The organism is Streptomyces sp. NBC_00250, assembly GCF_036192275.1.
GTDB lineage: Bacteria > Actinomycetota > Actinomycetes > Streptomycetales > Streptomycetaceae > Streptomyces.
This window is the reverse complement of record NZ_CP108088.1, coordinates 8,931,214-8,949,836: the sequence shown is the minus strand read 5'-3', so window position 1 is coordinate 8,949,836 and position 18,623 is coordinate 8,931,214. Positions and strand designations below refer to the sequence as shown.

Genomic DNA, 18,623 nt, shown 5'->3' with positions numbered 1-18,623 from the left:
GGCCATTCACCAGGGTATGGCCAGCACGGTCGGCCAAAGGGAAATCCCTGGCCCCTCCTTCAATCCGGCACACGCGGGCCTGTCGGGCTGCGGCCTGGTCGGCTACCGATCGACATGGCCATGTATCGGTCGACGTCGCATCCCGGATACACCGTCAGGCATCGGACTCGTTCGTCCAGGTGACGCGCCGAGGTGCCGGACGCCAAGGGCGGGCAGGAGTTGAGTCAACGGTCGACCAGCCGTGGACGCGGGGCCTCACCCGTGGATTCCGCGTCGGTGTCGTCGGTGCCGACCGGGCCGTGGGGAAGCATCCGGTCCAGCCACTTCGGCAGCCACCAGTTGGTCCGGCCGAGGAGTGTCATGGTCGCCGGTACCAGCACCATGCGGACGACCGTGGCGTCGATGAAGATCGCGGTGGCCAGGCCGAGCCCGAACATTTTGGTGGAAGGGTCCTCGGCGACGGCGAAGGACAGGAAGACCGCCACCATGATGAGGGCGGCCGAGGTGATGATCCGGGCGGTGCCCGAGACGCCCTCGACGATCGCCGTGCGGTTGTCGCCGGTGCGCAGGTACTCCTCGCGTACGCGGGAGAGGAGGAACACCTCGTAGTCCATCGACAGGCCGAACAGGATGGCGAAGAGGAACATCGGGATGAACGACACGATCGGAACCGTCGCTTCCAGCCCGATGAGTGCGCCTCCCCAGCCCCACTGGAAGACCGCGACCATGATGCCGTAGGACGCGCCGATGCTCAGCAGATTCAGCAGTACCGCCTTGAGCGGTACGAGGATCGAGCGGAAGGCCAGCATCAGCAGCAGGAACGACATCGCCAGCACGGCGGCGACGAACGCCGGCAGGCGTTGGCTGGTGCGTTGGCCCACATCGGACAGGCTCGCGGCGGCGCCGCCGACGTGGGCCCTGGCCGGGCCGTGCCCGATCGCCGTGGGCAGCACGTCGGTGCGCAGCCGGGCGATGGTGTCGGCCGTGGTCTTGTCCTGAGGGCTGGTGGTCGGGAACACCACGAGGGTCGCGATGCCGGTGGCCCGATCGATGTGCGTCGGCGCGACGGATGCGATGCCCGGATCCGCCGCGACCGTTGCGACGATTCGGTCCAGCACTCCCGGATCACCGGTGGGGTCCGCGGCGATGACGAGGGGACCGTTGGTGCCCGGGCCGAACCCCTCGGCGACGAGGTCGTAGGCCCGGCGCTCGGTACGGCTGTGGGGCAGTGAGCCGTCGTCGGGCAGGCCGACGCGCAGGCCGAGCACGGGCAGCGCCGCGGTCAGCAGCAGCCCCGCCGCGCCGACCGCGTACGGCACCGGGTGCCGGCTGACGTGCCCGATCCAGCGACGCCACCCGGCGGCGTGGGCGGCGCCTGCCGCCGGGTCCCGCCGCCGTGCGAGTCGGCCCGGCTTCCTGGTCTGCAGAGCGCGGCCGATCCGGCCGGCCCGGGCCAGGCGTGGGCCGGCGGCGCCGAGGAAGGCCGGCAGCAGCGTCACCGACGCGATCACCATGATCAGAACGACGATCGAGACGGCGATCCCGCCCACCGTCATGAACGGTACGTTCGCGACCGCCAGGCCGAGGATCGATACGACGACGGTGCCGCCGGCGAAGACAACGGGCCTCCCCGCCGTGGCCACCGCTCGCCCCGCCGCCTCGCGGGGATCGAGCCCGCGCGCGAGGTACTCCCGGTGCCTGGCGAGCACGAACAGCGCGTAGTCGATGCCCACTCCGAGCCCGACCATGCTGCCCAGGACAGGGGCGAAGGTCGGGACGTCCGTCACCCCTGCCAGTACCGTCATCGTGGCGACCCCGACGGTCAGCCCGAAGACCGCCATGCCGATCGGCAGCGCGGCGGCGACGAGCGAACCGAACGCCAGGAACAGGATCGTGGCCGCGGCGAGGAGGCCGATCAGCTCGCTCGCTCCGCCGTCGGGGTCGGAGAAGGCGTAGAAGAGGTTCCCGCCCATCTCGATGCGCAGGGGCAGCTCGGCGCGCAGCCGGTCGCCGAGATCGACGAGGGCGTCGAGGTCTTCGGCCGACAGCCGGCTCTGGTCGGGGTACTGCACCCGGACGACCGCGATCCGCCCGTCGGCCGAGACAAGGCCGCCGCGCACGGCGGTGTCCCCGCCCGCGCCGAGTGCCCCCGCCGGGTCGCTCGTGCCGAGCACGTGCGGCAGCCCCTTCACCTCGGTCTGCAGCCGCGTGAGAGCGGTGCGCGCACTGTCGTGGCCGAAGAACGTCGCACCGCCGTCGAGGGGGGTGACGACCACTTGGGCGGTCATCCCCTCCTGGCCGGTGCCGGCCCGCTCGATCAGTTGCGCGGCCCGTTGGGAGTCCAGTCCCGGAGCGGTCATCGAGTCCGCGGTCCGCCCGCCGATGGCGATCGCGGCGAGGACCGCAAGCGTGGCGGCGATCAGCCATGCCGCGATCACCCGCCAGGGATGGCGGGCGGCGCTTGTGCCCAGGCGCAACAGGGCTTTCGAGAGCATCGGGTCCTCCAACCACCTCGTCGGCCGTCCTTGTACGGCCTCCGATGCCGAGGTTCCTCGCCGCGGCGCTCCGCGGCATCGGCTCGCGGGCCGCGGATCCGTCGGCCCCGGGGCCGAGTGACACCCCGTACTTTCGGCCGATGCGCGGCACGGCGCGGCACCTAAGCTGAGAACCGTGCTGCGAGACGACCTGCGAACCCTGTGGACCGAACCCCGGCCGCCCGACGCGCCCGCCCGGGTGTGGCGGGACTGGGCGCTGCTCGCCGCGAGCCTGGGCGCTGTGGCGCTGGAGGCCACCCTGCGCGAGAACGTCGTGTGGCGGCCGGTGGCGGTGGTGTTCGCCGTATGGCTGTGCCTGCTGCCCCTGTGGCGCCGGACCCGCCCACTGGCGATGGTCACGCTGGGGTTCGGCTCGGTGATCCTGCTCCAGCTGGCCTCGCTGGTCGCCGCACCGCGCGAGCACGTCGGCCTGGACACCAGCATGGTCGTGCTCGTGCTGGTGTACGCGCTGCCCCGGTGGGGATCGGGACGGGAGATCGTGCTGGGCAGCGCGGTGATCCTCACAGCCTTCGTGCTGGGGGTCGTCGCGGACGACACCCAGGCCGCCGAACAGGTCGGGGGCTTCGTCTTTCTGTGGCTGCCCGGCTTGATCGGGGCCGTCGTGCGGTTCTGGGGGACCGCTCGCGAGCGACAGTTGGAGCAGGTGCGCTCCCGCGAGCGTGAGCAGCTCGCCCGGGAACTGCACGACACGGTGGCCCACCACGTTTCGGCCATGGTGATCAGCGCCCAGGCGGGCCGGGTGCTCGCGGGCACCGACCCGTCCGCCGCCGTCGAGGCGCTGGAGGGGGTCGAGGAGGAAGGGGCGCGCACACTGGAGGAGATGCGCGCCATGGTCGCCGCGCTGCGCAACCGCGAGGCCGGCGCCGAGCTGGCGCCGCCCGCCGGCGTCGCGGATCTGGAGCGCCTGGTGCGCACCCCGGGTGGTCGCCTCAGGGTCGACCTGGGGCTCGACGGCGAACTGGACACGCTGCCACCGGCCGTGGACGCCGCCGTCTACCGGATCGTGCAGGAGTCGGTGACCAATGCGCTGCGCCATGCGGTCGACGCGACCGAGGTCGTCGTCCGGGTCGCCGCGGAACGGCACACGGTACGGGTGAGCGTGCGGGACAACGGCCGGCGCACCGGCCGGGGTCGCGAGGGATACGGACTTACCGGACTGCGCGAGCGCGCGACGCTGCTCGGCGGCACACTACAAGCCGGCCCCGGCGCCGACCAGGGCTGGCATGTCGAAGCCGAACTGCCGAGAGGGAGGACCGAGAGCGGTGCCCATCCGCGTCCTCGTCGCTGACGACCAGGCCATCATCCGCACCGGGCTGCGGATCATGCTGAACGCCCAGCCCGGCATCGAGGTGGTCGGCGAGGCAGCCGACGGACAGGAAGCGGTACGTCTGGCCCGCGAACTGCGCCCCGACGTCTGCCTGTTCGACATCCGCATGCCCGTACTCGACGGGCTCGAGGCCACCCGGCTGGTCGCCGGCCCGGGCGTCGCCGACCCGCTGGCCGTGGTCGTCATCACCACGTTCGACCTCGACGAGTACGTCTACGGCTCACTGCGTGCCGGCGCCCGCGGATTCCTCCTCAAGGACACAGGACCGGACCTTCTGGCCCAGGCCGTACGGTCGGCGTCCGACGGGGAGGCGCTCATCGCGCCCAGCGTCACCGTCCGTCTGCTCCAGGCGTTCGCGGACCTGCCCGCCGGCCGGCCCGCGGCCCAGCCGGTCTCCCCCGTCACCGCCCGCGAGGAGCAGGTGCTCCTCGCCGTCGCCCGCGGGCTGACCAACACCGAGATCGCCGACGCGCTGCACATCAGCCTCAGCACGGTGAAGACGCATCTGGCCAGCCTGATGGCCAAACTCGGCGCCCGCAACCGGGTCGAGATCGCGATGTGGGCCTACGAGACGCGCCGCATCCTCCCCGGAACCTGAGCCGGGTGCCGGGCCGTGCTTGATCACAGCCCGGCGGCCAGCCAGATGGTCACGGCTGCGGCGGCGATGAGCCCGATGTTGAGTGTGATCCGGTCGTCTTCGCCGGTCAGATGGACGGCGACCGCACCGGTCTGCAGGAGTACGAACCCGATGGCAGCGGCGGGAGCCAGCCAGGGAGCGATGCCGGTCAGCGGCGGCAGGATCAGCCCGGTCGCACCGAGTATCTCGACCACACCCAGCGCCCTGGTGGCGGCCAGCGGTATGCGGTCGACCCAGGCCATCATCGGTCGGAGTCGGTCACGGCTTCGGATCACCTTCATCGCACCCGCGTAGAGGTAGAAGAGGGCGAGCAGTCCGGCGACGATCACATAGGCGATGTTCATGGTTCCCGTTCATGGGCCGCCGGTTCTCGGGGCCAGTCGTTTGAGTCGATTGCGGGAAAAGCCCTGCCGAAGACGCGGTCCGTGATCGGAGGAGGCTGGCCACCGAAGGGCGACCGAGCCCCGGCCCTGCAGATGGGGAGGAGTACGGCCGAGCCGTCCCGTCGGCTTCAGGTGAAGTCGGTGGCGGGCTCGGTCGCGTAGCGGCTCATCGCGTCGATGTTGGTTTGTGGCGTCAGCGGCCGGCCGTCGGCGTTCATGTCCTGGAGGTCTCGGAAGTACTGCACGTACAGGTCGGGGGTGAACGTGCTGAGCATGACTGCGGGTTGGTCGGTCGGGTTGGCGAAGGTGTGCGGCGTGCCTGGTGGAACCATCACGAGCGTGCCCGCGGTGGCCTCGTGGTCCTCGTCCCCGACGGTGAACCGGACGGTTCCGGAGAGGATGTAGAAGCCCTCGTCGTGCCGGGCATGGCGGTGCTGCGGCGGTCCCTGCGTGTGCGGGGCGAGGACGGACTCGGCGATCGCGAGGCGGTGCCCGGTGCGGCCGCCGTCCTCGAGGATGCGCATGCGCGTGGTGCCCAGGACGATCGTCTCTCCGTCGCCAGGTCCCACCACCGATACGGAGGGGTCTGCCTGCGACTCGCTGGTCTTCGCTACGTCGGTCATGCCCGCAAGTGCATCGCCGCGGCCCCGTGGCTGTCCAAGACCTATCCCCGTACGTCGATACCCAGCGGGTATCGTTGCAGCGTGGAGCTACAGATCTTGCGCTACTTCGTGGCCGTCGCCGAGGAACTCCACTTCGGCAGGGCCGCCACCCGACTGCACATGACTCAGCCACCGCTGAGCAGGGCGATCAAGCGGTTGGAGGCCGATGTCGGGGCCCTGCTGTTCGTCCGCTCGCCCGCCGGTGTCACGCTCACCCCGGTCGGCGTGGTGCTGCTCGACGAGGCGCGGGCCCTGCTCGACCATGCCGACCGCGCCCGCGTACGGGTGAGCGCGGCGGCCGGTGTCGCGACCCTGACCGTCGGCATCCTGGGTGACGGCACCGACCCGGGAGTGGCCAGGCTGGCGGCTGCCTACCGCCGACGCCACCCCGGCATCGACATCCGCGTCCGCGACACCGACCTGACCGACCCCACCTGCGGGCTACGCGCCGGACTGGTCGACGTCGCCCTGACTCGGGCACCGTTCAACGAGACCGCCCTGACGGTGCGTGAGCTGCGCAGCGATCCGGTCGGCGTGGTCCTGCGCGCCGACGATCCGCTGGCCCACCATGACCGGCTACGGCTGGCCGACCTGCGCGACCGCCGCTGGTTCCAGTTCCCGCGGGGGACCGATCCCGTCTGGCAGTCGTACTGGAACGGCGGCAGGCTGCGCGAGGGTCCGGTGGTGCGCGCCGTCCAGGAATGCCTGCAGGCCGTGCTGTGGAACGGCACGGTCGGCCTGGCCCCACTCGGACACGACCTGCCCGCGGAGTTGGCCGTGGTGCCGCTGATCGACATGGCGCCGAGCCGGGTGGTGGCGGTGTGGAACGAGGGTGACACCAACCCGCTGATCCGATCCTTCATCGAGACGGCGACAGCCGCGTACCGCCGCTGACGCGATCGCGGCATCGGCCTCCCCCACGCGCTCCACGCCCTCCACACCGTCCAGGCCGTCGCCCACACGCACACCTCGCGCTCACCGGGTGATCGGGCCCGCCGCGAACCCCGCTCCCACCCGCCTCGAACTACCGAGTCCGGTTGTGCCGGGGCCCGCGCCTGACCTGCAATGATGATGGCGTGCCAGAGCCAGGAACCACTGCCGTCGTCATTGTCCTGCCCGATGCCGCGCCGCTTCTCGATGCGGCATGGCGGATCGACCCGGCTCTGGTACGTCGTGGGGTGCCGGCGCACGTCTCGCTCCTCTACCCGTTCGTGCCGGAATCGACGCTTACGGATCAGGACGAGCAGAGCGTGCGTTCCCTCGCGGCGAAGTTTCCGGCAGCTGACCTGCTCTTGGAGGTGGTGGTGACGGCGTCCGGCTTCGTCGCCGTCGCCGTTCCGGGACTCCAACCGGTCGTCGATGCGTTCCGCGCCCAGTGGCCCGGTGTGCGCCCGTACAAGGGCCGCTTCGGGGAGCGACCCGCCGCCCATGTCACGGTCGCTCTGGGCGCAGACGACCCGACGGCCGCCGCCCAAGTACGCGCTGCGGTCGGCAGCCTGCTGCCGCTGCGCACCCGTGCGACGGCGGTCCAGCTGGTGGTGCTGACGGAGGAAGGCTGGCGGGCTCGGTTGACCGTGCCCCTCGGCGGCTCGCCGGACAGCCTCCTCCAGAGGCTGTAGTCCCGGACGCATGACGATCAGCCCGGCCACCGAGACCCTCCCGGAGCGGCGGCCGGAGATCTTCACCGTCGGCGTGGTGGTCGAGGGTGGCCGCTTGTCCGCCCGCCGGCTCGGGCGCAAGTGGCTGGGCCGGATGCCGACCATCGTGCGGATTGCCAGCTCAGCGCCGTGCTCGGTTCGATTCGTCGTGCTCCAGGGAACGGCATTGTCGGTAGCGTGGCCATCTGCTGCGTGGAGTGACCATGCGCCCGGCTGGTCCGTACGAGGGCTTCCGGCGGAGAGTGATGAGGCTGCCATGGGTGAACTGACGAAGCCCGAGATCGACCTTCCGGAAGGAGACGCTCCCACCGAGCTGACGACCCGGGACCTGGTCGTCGGGGACGGGGCCGAGGCGAAGCCTGGCCGGGTGGTTCAGGTTCACTATGTCGGAGTCACCTTCGAGTCCGGGAAGGAGTTCGACGCTTCCTGGGACCGGGGCCAGCCGTTCAAGTTCGCTGTGGGCGGTGGCAGGGTCATCAAGGGCTGGGACCGGGGGATCAGGGGGATGAAGGTCGGCGGTCGGCGCGAGATCGTCGTTCCCCCGCGTCTCGGCTACGGCAACCAGTCGCCCTCGCCGTTGATCCCGGCGGGTTCGACGCTCGTCTTCGTGGTGGATCTGCTCTCGGTCGCCATCTGAGGCAAGCCTGCTCCTGCCCGGCCTCTCCGGCGGCGGCTGTCGCGCTCGGGGCCTGTGCGGGTTGCCCGTCCTGCGACCGACGTCCCGTGGGACGGGCCCCGGCCCGGCCTCCTCAGCCGTCGAACACCTTGAGGAGCGGTCAAGTGGCTCCACCCGGATGCAAGGCTTGAGGTGCAGGTACATGCATGAGGCCCGGATCCACAGGATCCGGGCCTCATGCGACTTCAGTAGCGGGGACAGGATTTGAACCTGCGACCTCTGGGTTATGAGCCCAGCGAGCTACCGAGCTGCTCCACCCCGCGTCGGTAGGACCAACACTACGCCATCCACGGCACCACTCGAGACCATGCCGCGAAGCTCTACCGCGACGCCCGCCGGAACGGCTCGTGGGTCTACCTGCACCAGGGTCACTCCATCCCCGCCCTCGCCGCGTCCGGCCTGAAGTTCTTCAGCCCCGGTCATGGCCAGGGCGAGCTCGTCGACGACCGGGGCGGGTCGTACCAGCAAGTCTCCGTCTGCCGACGGCACCCGGACCGGGCGCCGGTCCGTCGGGACTCCCTCACTGGACCGGTGTCCTTCCGGCTTCCCTTGTCGATCTTCTGGCCCGACCGGTCGCGAGCAGTGCAGCGTGAGGAGTCGACCTCGCCAGGCCGATGGTGAGCATCGGCGTGTCGCGTGTGTCGCACGTTTGCCCGGGAGGCGCGGTGGAAGAGTTGAATCGGACGACCGGTCGGCTGCCCCGCGGCCTGGGCGGCCGGACCTCCTCGACGCCGCGACTCGAACGGGAGTCATTCGTTGCGCTTCTACGCCCAGACACCCGCACGTCGGAACCTCCAGGTGCTCGTCGACCTGATCGCCGTGGCCCTGATCGCCGCCGTGGTCTGGGCAGCACTCGTCGTCCGCGAGACGATCATGCTGTTGGCCGAACCGGGGCGCAGGGTGGAAAGTTCCGGTGACCGCCTCGCCGAGGGGCTCGGCAACGCGGGAGACGCGGCGTCGGACGTACCGCTCATCGGGGGCGTCCTGCAGAGGCCGCTCCAGTCCGCGGCCGACGCCAGCTCCGGATTCGCCGACGCGGGGGTGTCGCTGCAGGAAGCCGTCAGCCAGGTCGCCAACGTGATCACGACGGCCCTCATCGTCATCCCGGTGTTCTTCGTCCTGCTGCTGTGGCTGCCGCCGCGCCTGCTCTGGATCCGGCGCAGCAGCACCCTGCGCCGCCTCGCCGAGGCTCCCGGAGGCGCCGATCTGCTCGCCTTGCGCGCTCTCACCGGTCCTCCAGCCGCGCTCGCCAAGTTGCCGGTCCCGCCGGGCGGATGGGCCGATGCCTGGCGTCAGGGGGACCGGAAAGCCATCACCGACCTCAGCGTGATCGCCCTCAAACACGTCGGGCTACGACCTTGAGACGTGACGCCCGGACGCATGCGCGGGTGGACCATGTGCTGCCGCTGATGGAGTGCGGCGCGTCGAGCATCCAGCCCCCGGTACGCCGTCGAGCACAGGTGCGAGCAGGCCTTCGCGAACGTCGTCGTGGTGGTGGGCCACGGTCTTCGAGGACCCCGCCACTCCGATGATCTTGTCGTGCGTGGCGGCTACGGTGCCGTGGTCGGCGAAGTGGCTGTGCATGACGGGGGTCAGGATCACTTCCTGACGTTCGGTGGGAAGCGGGTTCCGGTGGCTCCCGGCGGCCGCCTTGCCGTACCGCCATGGGGCCGATCGGGTGACGGCCCGACGCCGCACAGCATTGGACTTCGGCCGCCGTCGCACGTTTCCTCCTATCGTGGAACGGCACACGGTGGCGGTCGATCGGGACGGGCAGCGGAATGAACGAACAGCAGGTCGACTACGCAGCCGTGTTCCAGGCCCTGCCCGGCATGGTCGCACTGCTCACGCCCGACCTGGTGTACGTCGATGTCAACGAGGACTTCGCACGCGTCGCCGGGCGTTCCCCTGCGGAGCTGATCGGCCGCTACATCTTCGACGCCTTTCCCGAGAACCCCAACGACTCGGCGGCCGCCGGCATGCGGGAGACCGAGGCGTCGATGCTGCGTGTGGTCGCCACCGGCGAGCGCGACACCATGGCTCTGCTCCGCTACGACATCGAGGACGCCCAGCGGCCCGGCCACTGGCAGGAGCACTTCTGGAGCCCGGTCAACGCACCCGTACTGGACCCCGACGACCAGGTGGTGCTGATCGTGCACCGGGTGGAGGAGATCACTCCCCTCATCCGGGCCCGTGGCGGTCTGGGAGGCACGACCCAGGCAGCCAGACTGGAGGCCGAGCTCTACACGCGCTCCAGGGAATTGCAGGAGGTCAACGAGCGCCTGCGCAAGGCGCACGCCCGGGAGCGCAAAGTGGCACTGGCCCTCCAGGCGGCGATGCTGCCCACCCCGAGCCCCGTCGGACACCATCGGGCGGCCGTGCGCTACCGCCCCGCGGTCGGCGGCCTCAACGTGTGCGGCGACTGGTACGACCTGGTCGGCCTCCCCGGAGACCGGATGGCGGTGGCCGTGGGAGACGTGGTGGGCCACGGCCTCACCGCCGCCTGCGTCATGGGACAACTGCGCAGCGCACTGAGCGCGGCAACGCTCGTCGCCGATGGCCCGGCCCAAGCACTCGACGTCCTCGGGATCTACGCCCGCTCCGTCGAGGGCGCCGAGTCGTCCACCGTGGCGACGACCTTCATCGACTGGAGCACCCACACCCTCACCTACAGCAGCGCCGGCCACCCTCCGCCCGCACTGCTCTCCCCCGGCGGCGACGTGATCTTCCTCGACCGGGCGACCGACCCGCCGCTCGGCGCCCGCCCCGAACACGTCGACCGCCCCCAGGCATCCGTCCCCTTCAGCGAAGGGGCGACGCTGGTCATGTACACCGACGGCCTCATCGAGCGCCGCGCGGAGGACATCGACGTCGGCCTCGCCCGCCTCGCCGAGTCCCTGCGACGACGCAGGCGAGACAACCCGGAGGTCTTGGCCGACGCCCTCCTCGCCGACCTCCTGAGCGCCAACGGCAGCACCGATGACACGGCGCTCGTCGTCATCCGCCTGTGAACCGAGAACGCGGCCGCATCAGCCGCGAGCCCGGCTCTCGGCAAGACACAGCTCAGGAACGGAGGAACGCGCGGACGCCTTGGGAGACTGTGTCGTCTCCCAGGAGGTCGTTGTGGGCGAGGCACCCGGCGGCGTTGTTGGTCGCGCCGGTCAGGGGGACGCTGCTGTCGGGGTTGATGACCTCGTCGCAGTCGGACCACCAGGTGGCGTAGCGCACGGTGCCCGGCGTCTCGTCACCCGTCGCGAGACTCTTCTGGACGTACGAGCCGGGAGTCATGTCGCGGCACGCCTGATCCCACAGGGCACAGGCCCATGCGGTGCTGGTGCCGTGGTTGGGGCCGGCGAGGGAGGCCAAGTGGGCGACCGCGGCCTGGCCGGCGGGGTCGTACTTCGCGTACCAGCGGGTGACGAGACTGCCGAAGGAGTGTGCGACGAGGTCGACGCGGGCGGCGCCGGTCCGCCGCTTCACATCCTCGACGTACGCGGCGAGCTCGCCGGACAGGACCTCGTTCACGGACCGGTGCGTGTCGTAGCCGAAGGAGAAGAGCTCGGCGTCCGTGTACCCCTCGGCCTTGAAGTCCTCCCGCAGACCGCCCCATACGCCAGGGTCGGCGTTGTAGCCGTGGACGAACACGACCGGTGTGCGGGCGACCGCGCTCCGAACGGGCGCCTGGGCCCGGACCGCGGCAGGGGGCACGAGCAAGGAGACGACGACGGCGAGCGTCGGAACGGCGATCCTGGCTGCGATCCGGGAACCGGGCTTCAACACACTTCCCCCTAGGACGTGTTACGCACGAGTAGCCAGGAGCATGGTGGGGCCTCGGGGCCCGGATGAACAGCCTTCGTACGTCGTGAAACGCGCGGCGACGGCATGCGGACGTACTCGTGGCGTCCATGGCCGTTCGGCGAACCACCCCGTACGCTCGGGAACGTGCAGCTCTCCTCCGAGTCCCCTGAACACATCGACTCCGTCGGCGGCCGACCTCGCCGACTGTTGGTGCTGCGCCACGCCAAGAGCGCCTGGCCGGAAGGCGTTGCCGACCGGGACCGTCCCCTCGGCCCGCGCGGGCTGCGTGACGCCCCTGCCGCGGGGCGCTTCCTGGCCGAGAACGGCGGGCTGCCCGACCTCGTCCTGTGCTCCCCTGCCCGGCGCGCCCGCCACACCTGGGAACTGGCGGCCGCGGAGTTGGACAGCCCTGTGCCGAGCCGCCATGACCCGCGGCTGTACGGGGCCGACGGCCCGGACCTGCTCGATGTCCTCCACGGCGTACCCGACGAGGTCGCGACGTTGCTCCTGGTCGGGCACAACCCCGGTTTCCAAGACCTGATCCTGCTGCTCGCCGCCGGGGCGGACGGAGCGGCCGGTGCGGCGGGGGCGGACAAGGACGTCCTGGACCGCGTACGGACCAAGTTCCCCACGTCCGCGATCGCCGTCCTGACCTGGTACGGCACGTGGACCGACCTGCGCCCGGGCGAGGCTCTCCTGACGGACCTGGCGATTCCTCGCGGGGTCCGCCACTCCTCCTGAGCACGGCTCTCACCCTCCGACCCCGCAGGGGGCCGGGCCGGCGCGAGAGAACCCACCGACGGGTCCGGATACTCGGCATGCGTCACCAGGACAGCACGCGTCACCAGGTGCGGTCGAGCAAGTGGGTGAACAGCACGTCCAGTTCCCGCGATGCCGGGTGCGTCAGCGACGCATCTCGCAGGGCGCGGTGTGCGGCGTCCAGGTGTCGGCGCGCCTCCTCGCGGGTCTCGGTCCGTCCGCCGGCCTCCTCCACGAGCGCCGCGACGTATGCCGCGGTTTCGCCGTCGATCCGCTCCGCGGTGTCGAGCAGCACCGCGAGTTCGTGCGCGGCCTTGCCTCCGTCGGCCAGCGCGATGAGAACCGGGTAGGTCTTCTTGCCCTGCCGAAGGTCCGCGTGGACGGGCTTTCCGGTCACTCTCGGGTCGCCCCAGATACCGAGGATGTCGTCCACCGCCTGGAAGGCGAGGCCGAGATGGCGTCCGGCTCGTTCGAGCGTGCTCACGGTCGTGTCAGGGGCGCCGCCGAGGATCGCTCCGAGCGCCAGCGCGCCACCCAGCAGAGCGCCGGTCTTGTGCTCGGCCATGGACCGGTACTGTTCCGGCTCGACCGCTCCGGGCCCCGACCACGGACGCTCCTCGAAGCGCAGGTCCTCCGCCTGGCCGGACACCAGCGTGTTCAGGGTGCGGGAGAGGTGCCGTACCGCAGCCGCCGTGTGATGGCCCGGGGCCTCCGCCAGGGTCGCCACGGCCTGGGCGAGGAGGGCGTCGCCTGCCAGGACGGCCGGTCCGGTCCCGTAGGCCTTCCACACCGCCGGGCGCTGCCGGCGCAGGGCGTCGGCGTCCATGATGTCGTCGTGGAGCAGGGAGAAGGTGTGCACGAGTTCGACGGCCACGGCGCCCGGGACGGCGTCGGCGCCGTCCGCGCCGACGGCCTCGGCCCCGAGCACGGCGAGCGCCTGCCGCACCCCCTTGCCCTCGGATCCGCCGAGGTCCGGGGCTCCGGCCGTATCGGCCCAGCCCAGCGCGTACGCCGCCATCTCACCGGTCCAGGGGTGCAACCGGCCCACCGCGTCCACCAGCGCGGGCCGGACCAGTTCACGGCATCGCCCCAGGAGAACGGTCGCCGAGGTCTCGTGAGTACGAGAGGTACTCACCGCGGCAACGGCCACGGCCGTGGCGCCCGGCGACCCACTGGTAGGCGAGCAGACCGCCCGGGCGGACGTCGGGAGGAGGCTCACCGCAGCCCCCCGACGTCGGCCTTCTGCAGGGCTTCCGCGCCGACTGCCGGCAGCACCGGTCCGACTGCCCCTTCTCCGTCTCCGTTGTGGTCCGGCAGCGTGCCGACACCCAGCTCGGCCGCGGCCTTGTCCACCATGTCGCGGGCGTGCCTCAGTCCGATGCGGTCCAGCGTCGTGCGCAGGTCGGCCAGCTCCTCGGCAGTGTGCGCGGTGTCACGGCCCAGACGGGCTTCGGCCTTGACCAGTCCCAGCCTCGACAGCGCCGTCCCCCGTGGCTCCTCCATCTCGCGGAACTCCTCCAGGGCCTGCTGGTACAGCTCACGGGCCTGCTCGTAACGGCCCGCCCGGTACAGCACGTTGCCGCGCATCTTGTGGTTGTAGGCGAGCGCGCCGGTCAGCCGTATCTCCCGGCATGCCTCTTCCGCCTGCGACAACAGGGACAGGGCCCGCTCCACGTCCCCGTCCCGTACGGACACCACGTCGGCGATGCCCCGCAGGGCCCATGCCCACCCACGTCGGTCCTCGGCTCGCGACGCCGTCTCGGCCGCCTCCTCGAAGAGGGCGAGGGCCTGGTCGTAGGAGCCGGTGTTGCGGTGCATCTGGGCGATGCCCTCCAGTGCCCAGACCGTGTGCCGGGCCTCGCCGCGGCGGCGGGCCTCGGCCAGCAGCTGTTCGTGCAGCCTCCCCACAGCCTCGTAGTCGCCCTGAATGCGACCGGTCTCGGCGAGCCCCGCCAGCGAGTAGCCCCGCACGACGACGTCCCCGCCCCGCTCACCGGCCTCGGCTGCGAGCCCCAGCAGCCGGTACGCCAGCCTGAGCGCACCACGCTGGCGGGCCAATGTGCCGCCGCTCCACAGCGCCCACGCCATGGCCCCCTCGTGACCGACCGAACGCGCCGCCCGGTAGCTCGCCTTCCACGCCCGGTCGGCCTCCTCGATCCGCCCGAGCCTGCGGCATGCCTCCGCCACGGCCAGCCCGCAGCGTGCCGCCTCCCGCCGGTTCCCGGCCTCCTCCGCCGCCCGGAGTTCCTGAACTCCACGGGCGAGAACCTCGGGCAGGGAGGCGTTCACCGACAGCGACCCCAGAGCCCCTTGGTACTCCGGCGCCGACGCCATCGCCGGCCTCTCCGTCACCTGACCTGCCATCAGAACCTCCTCAGGTCGACTCGACGATCAAGCCGACGCGAGGATCAAGACGTCTGTCTCCGGGCCAGGTTCCCCATCGGTAGCAATGTCCGTCTCAGTACGGGCATCGGGTCATCCTCAAGTACTAGGCGGTGGTCGGAGCTCCTCAGCGAGACGTACATCGGCACGGTTCCGACGCGTGGTCGGAGGCGGCCGGCGGATCGGAGGCGGCCGGCGGGTCGGCGGATCAGAGCGGGGCGACGGATCGGAGCGGATCGGAGCCGGCCGTCGGGTCCGGGCCGGTCGGCGGCCGGGCGCGTCGGTGCGCCGCGACCGCCGCGCGCGTCAGTCGTCCGGGCACTCCTTCCACGCCAGGTGATAGACGGTGCTGATGTCACCGTCCGTGGAGTCCATGGTCATGTAGCTGGTGGTGCTCGGGTTCGACGTGCCGACGTTCACCCGGAGCTCGGTGTTGATGTTGAAGTTGCGCTGAACGCCACAGGGCGCCCACACCAGTTGTGCCCAGTCGGTGTCGTCCGTCGCCTGCCAGTTGTCCTCGTAAGGGCCCCGGAAGGTGTGCGTGCGGGAGGCGGTGTTCGGTGAACCCTGGAAGTAGTACGAGGCCTTCTCCGTGCTGCTCGCCCCGCGCTGGAGCGAGGCGTAGCCCCGGTAGTCGGCGCTTGCGATCGCGTAGGTGAAGCCCTGCGGCACGTGTACGAGAAGGTTCAGCTGACAGTTCCTGCGGGCCGCCGTGGGGGACGAGCCGCCGCCCACCTGCGCGAGGTACTCGCTGTAGGTGACGGTGAAGGCGGTGTTGTCCTCGGACACCGCGATGGCGGCGGTCCCCAGGGGGCAACCGGATCCGTTCACCGTGGCGATGTCGATGACGATCTTGTCCGGCGGCGGGTCGACGATCGACGACGGGCCGACCTGGGCGGGCAGGGCCGAGGCGAACAGGGCGGCGACCGCCCCGCTCACGAGCAGGGGAACTCTCATGTTTCTCCCATCCGGTGCTTCGGTTCCCGACGGGCGCGGACGCACGGGTGCGTCCGCGCCACGGGCTGGGTTGCGGCGCGCCACGCTCAAGGGCGGCGGCCGTCACGGACCTACTGCGGTGGAGACCTGGTGCGAGGGATCGGGAAGGCCGGAAGTACGCAGCGGGGTAGTCCAACCGGCAATCGTTGAACTATCATGCGAATGAACTCTGTCCGGCCACCCCGCCGTTGTGAGCGGGGATGGTCGAATGCTAGGGGTGCGTGCACGCCGAGGCAGGACTGCAGCCAGCCATAAAACGCGTTGCGGATCGCCCTCTTTTGGCGCAGAAGAACGCTTGGCGCCTCTTGAACCCCATGGAATCAGGGCTACAGCCCCCGGGCCGCCGTACGCGCCACGGTGCGGTTTCATGATCGTGGACACCGGGTTCGCCCAGTAGCCACGGCGGTCGCGGCCTTCGTCACGGGTGGCCCCGGAGCCGTTCTTCGGGGCGGCGACGGGGACCGCGGCTTGCAGCCGTCCACGGAGTGGATCGCCGCGCCGCCGGTGCCACGTTCACGAAGTGCGCTCGCCCACGCCCCCCGTCGGCAGCCGACCAGGCACGCCGTGGCATTCCCTGAAGTCGCGAGGCCGCTTCGCCCAGCGAGTCGGCGGCGTTCCCGGCTCGCCCCGGCCACGCCCCCTGCCGGCCCTCCGGCAACCGGCTCCGACGTCACCCCTCCGTCGAACATGCCGAGCGTCGGCGTTTCGGCCAACCGGGCCGCTCCTCACGCCTGTTGCGGGGTCTGGGTCCGTGCATTCGCCACGCTCCGACACGCGCCGAATCTCGGGGTTCCGGCAGAGACCGAAAGACACCAGTTCGATATCCCGGCGTGCTCGTTGAGCTTCACGACCACGCACGACGACCGTCCAGGAGGACCCGCCGTTGACCTCGACCGCGAGGAACGACCAGCAGGACACCACACCGCCGCCTCCGCCGCCCGCGGAGATCACCTACAGCGGGCAGTACGCCATCAATCCGCTCGCCGAGGTCTCCTTCCGGCGCATGTGCGCGCGGATCCCTGCCGTCCTGAGCCGTGTCGCGCGGCTGTCGTGGCGGATCGACCGGCGGGCCGTGCAGCTGCTTCTCGGCTGCCAACTGGTCACGGGCGCCTCGGCCGCCGCGCTGTTGACCTCCACCGCCCGCGCCATGGAGCCCATCCTCGGAGCCGGCACCACCGGGGACCGGCTGCGGAGCGCAATGCCGGCGCTGCTGGTGGTGGCGCTCGCCGCCGCACTGGCTCGTACGGCTGGAGCGGTGGCCGCGTATGCGGAGCGGCGGATCACGCCGCGGCTGACGACGGAGACGGACTCGGCTCTGGTCGAGGCGGTGTGCCGGGTGGAAGCGGTGGCGTACGCGGAGGACGGGTTCTCGGACCGGCGCGAGGCGGCCGAGATGGGGGTGATGCGCACCCATGTGATGGTGACCGACGCGCAGCGGTTCGTGTCCGCGGTGATCCGCATGGTCACCGCCGGGGGTGTGCTGTCGGCACTGAACCCGCTGATGCTGCCGTTGCTCCTGCTCGCCGTGCTCCCGGCCGGTGTCGGGGCAGTCCTGAGCGCGCGGGTCGACTACGAGATCCACTACGGCAACATCGCCGACCGCAACGTGCGCGGGATGATGCGCTGGTGGGCGACCGAGTCGAAGTACAGCGACGAGGTCCGCGCGAACTCGATGACCGACTACCTCACCTACTGGTACCGGGCCCTGTCCGACCGGTGTGACCGGCGCACCCTGGCCGCCGCGCCGCGGACCCTGCGGATCGCGCTGCTGTCCGCGCTCGCGGGCGGCGTCTTCCTGATGGTGACGTGGGGTGCGCTGGCCTGGCTGGCGATGTCCGGCCGGATCGCCCTCGCGGTCGCCGCGACGGCCGTCATCGCCGTGCAGACCACACTCTCGTCCCTGTCCCAGGTCGTCATCCACGGAGCCGCGGTCTTCCACACGAGCCTCTACCTGGGCGACATGCAGACCTTCCTCGACGACGCGGCCGCCCGCGCCCCCAGGCGTGGCCCCCGGCGCCTCACCGTACCGGTCGACGAGATCCGCCTGGAGGAGGTCGTCTACCAGTACCCGGGCAAGGACAAGCCCGCCGTCGACGGCGTCTCCCTGACCCTGCGGCGCGGCCAGATCCTCGCGATCGTCGGCGCGAACGGCTCGGGCAAGTCCACCCTCACCCGCCTGCTCACCGGGATCTACCTGCCGGACAAGGGCACGGTCGCCTGGAACGGCACGGATCTCGCCGGAGTCGACCCCGGCACGGTGTGGGCGAACACCGGTCTGGTGCCGCAGATCTTCGCGCAGTGGCCGCTGCGCGTGCGCGAGAACGTCACCCTCGGCCAGCCGCGCACCCACGACGACACCCCCGTGTGGGAGGCCGTCGACGCCGTAGGTCTCCGCGACGCCGTCGACGACCTCCCCGCGGGACTGGACACCCTCCTCGCCCGGGACATCTTCGGCGGGACGGAACTCTCCGGCGGCCAGTGGCAGCGCATCGCGTGCTCCAGGGCGCTGTACCGCCGGCCGGAGCTGCTGATCCTCGACGAGCCGACCTCCCAGATGGACCCGCGCGGTGAACACCAGATCTTCGAGCGGATCAAGGCCATCGCCTCCGGCCGCATCACGATCGTGGTCACCCACTGCCTGGAGAACACCAGGATCGCCGATCACATCATCGTGATGGAGCAGGGCCGGATCACCGAGCAGGGCCGGTACGACGACCTCGCCCACGGCGGCGGCACCTTCGCCGAGCTGCTGGAACTGTCCCAGGACCGCTGATCGACCACGTCACCGCC

Annotated in this window: 16 protein-coding genes and 1 tRNA gene; 9 read left to right on the top strand and 8 right to left on the bottom strand. The window is 71.0% G+C overall.

Annotated features, from left to right (window positions below):
- Positions 1 to 224: 224 nt before the first annotated feature.
- A complete protein-coding gene (locus tag OG259_RS40270; RefSeq protein WP_328946789.1) occupies positions 225 to 2,495 on the bottom strand; it encodes an MMPL family transporter in 2,271 nt (756 codons plus the stop codon).
- 175 nt (positions 2,496 to 2,670) lie between these two features.
- Between OG259_RS40270 and OG259_RS40265 the strand changes: the two genes are divergently transcribed.
- Positions 2,671 to 3,843 (top strand): sensor histidine kinase, encoded by a 1,173-nt coding sequence (locus tag OG259_RS40265; protein WP_328946788.1) that lies wholly within the window; start codon positions 2,671 to 2,673, stop codon positions 3,841 to 3,843.
- The gene (locus tag OG259_RS40260) at positions 3,818 to 4,480 is read left to right on the top strand and encodes a response regulator transcription factor (protein WP_328946787.1); all 663 of its coding nucleotides are present in this window, start codon (positions 3,818 to 3,820) and stop codon (positions 4,478 to 4,480) included. Before OG259_RS40265 ends, OG259_RS40260 begins: the two co-directional genes overlap by 26 nt.
- Positions 4,481 to 4,503: 23 nt before the next feature.
- On the opposite strand, the gene OG259_RS40255 is transcribed toward OG259_RS40260, so the two are convergent.
- The gene (locus OG259_RS40255) at positions 4,504 to 4,863 is read right to left on the bottom strand and encodes a DoxX family protein (protein ID WP_328946786.1); all 360 of its coding nucleotides are present in this window, start codon (positions 4,861 to 4,863) and stop codon (positions 4,504 to 4,506) included.
- 167 nt (positions 4,864 to 5,030) lie between these two features.
- Positions 5,031 to 5,525, bottom strand: a complete 495-nt coding sequence (locus OG259_RS40250; RefSeq protein ID WP_328946785.1) for a cupin domain-containing protein — start codon at positions 5,523 to 5,525, stop codon at positions 5,031 to 5,033.
- Between the two features lie 81 nt (positions 5,526 to 5,606).
- Here OG259_RS40250 and OG259_RS40245 point away from each other — a divergent pair, with 81 nt between their 5' ends.
- From OG259_RS40245 to OG259_RS40235, 3 genes are all read left to right on the top strand, one after another.
- Positions 5,607 to 6,458 (top strand): LysR family transcriptional regulator, encoded by an 852-nt coding sequence (locus OG259_RS40245; RefSeq protein WP_328946784.1) that lies wholly within the window; start codon positions 5,607 to 5,609, stop codon positions 6,456 to 6,458.
- Positions 6,459 to 6,640: 182 nt separating this feature from the next.
- Positions 6,641 to 7,183, top strand: coding sequence for a 2'-5' RNA ligase family protein (locus tag OG259_RS40240; RefSeq protein ID WP_328946783.1), 543 nt, complete (start codon positions 6,641 to 6,643; stop codon positions 7,181 to 7,183).
- Between the two features lie 295 nt (positions 7,184 to 7,478).
- Positions 7,479 to 7,859, top strand: coding sequence for an FKBP-type peptidyl-prolyl cis-trans isomerase (locus tag OG259_RS40235; RefSeq protein ID WP_328947321.1), 381 nt, complete (start codon positions 7,479 to 7,481; stop codon positions 7,857 to 7,859).
- Between the two features lie 228 nt (positions 7,860 to 8,087).
- Here the strand turns inward: OG259_RS40235 and OG259_RS40230 are convergent.
- Positions 8,088 to 8,161 (bottom strand) — tRNA-Met (locus OG259_RS40230).
- A gap of 493 nt (positions 8,162 to 8,654) precedes the next feature.
- On the opposite strand from OG259_RS40230, the gene OG259_RS40225 reads away from it, so the two are divergent.
- Positions 8,655 to 9,260, top strand: a complete 606-nt coding sequence (locus OG259_RS40225; RefSeq protein ID WP_328946782.1) for a hypothetical protein — start codon at positions 8,655 to 8,657, stop codon at positions 9,258 to 9,260.
- 419 nt (positions 9,261 to 9,679) lie between these two features.
- On the top strand, positions 9,680 to 10,909 hold the full coding sequence (locus OG259_RS40220) for a PP2C family protein-serine/threonine phosphatase (protein WP_328946781.1): 1,230 nt from the start codon (positions 9,680 to 9,682) through the stop codon (positions 10,907 to 10,909).
- Positions 10,910 to 10,961: 52 nt separating this feature from the next.
- Here the strand turns inward: OG259_RS40220 and OG259_RS40215 are convergent, their stop codons facing one another.
- Positions 10,962 to 11,678 carry an esterase/lipase family protein gene (locus OG259_RS40215; protein WP_328946780.1) on the bottom strand — a complete coding sequence of 239 codons (717 nt, stop codon included), beginning with the start codon at positions 11,676 to 11,678 and terminating at the stop codon, positions 10,962 to 10,964.
- A gap of 162 nt (positions 11,679 to 11,840) precedes the next feature.
- On the opposite strand from OG259_RS40215, the gene OG259_RS40210 reads away from it, so the two are divergent.
- Positions 11,841 to 12,437, top strand: coding sequence for a SixA phosphatase family protein (locus tag OG259_RS40210; protein WP_328946779.1), 597 nt, complete (start codon positions 11,841 to 11,843; stop codon positions 12,435 to 12,437).
- Between the two features lie 100 nt (positions 12,438 to 12,537).
- Here OG259_RS40210 and OG259_RS40205 read toward each other — a convergent pair whose 3' ends face one another.
- The 3 genes from OG259_RS40205 to OG259_RS40195 all read right to left on the bottom strand — a co-directional run bounded on the left by OG259_RS40205 (position 12,538) and on the right by OG259_RS40195 (position 15,794).
- A complete protein-coding gene (locus tag OG259_RS40205) occupies positions 12,538 to 13,590 on the bottom strand; it encodes a polyprenyl synthetase family protein (RefSeq protein WP_328946778.1) in 1,053 nt (350 codons plus the stop codon).
- 80 nt (positions 13,591 to 13,670) lie between these two features.
- On the bottom strand, positions 13,671 to 14,819 hold the full coding sequence (locus OG259_RS40200; RefSeq protein WP_328946777.1) for a tetratricopeptide repeat protein: 1,149 nt from the start codon (positions 14,817 to 14,819) through the stop codon (positions 13,671 to 13,673).
- Positions 14,820 to 15,143: 324 nt separating this feature from the next.
- Positions 15,144 to 15,794: a DUF4360 domain-containing protein gene (locus OG259_RS40195; protein ID WP_328946776.1), complete on the bottom strand. Its 651-nt coding sequence runs from the start codon at positions 15,792 to 15,794 to the stop codon at positions 15,144 to 15,146.
- 1,042 nt (positions 15,795 to 16,836) lie between these two features.
- Between OG259_RS40195 and OG259_RS40190 the strand changes: the two genes are divergently transcribed.
- Complete coding sequence (locus tag OG259_RS40190) at positions 16,837 to 18,606, top strand: ATP-binding cassette domain-containing protein (protein WP_443052163.1); 1,770 nt, start codon at positions 16,837 to 16,839, stop codon at positions 18,604 to 18,606.
- The last annotated feature ends 17 nt before the right edge of the window (positions 18,607 to 18,623 follow it).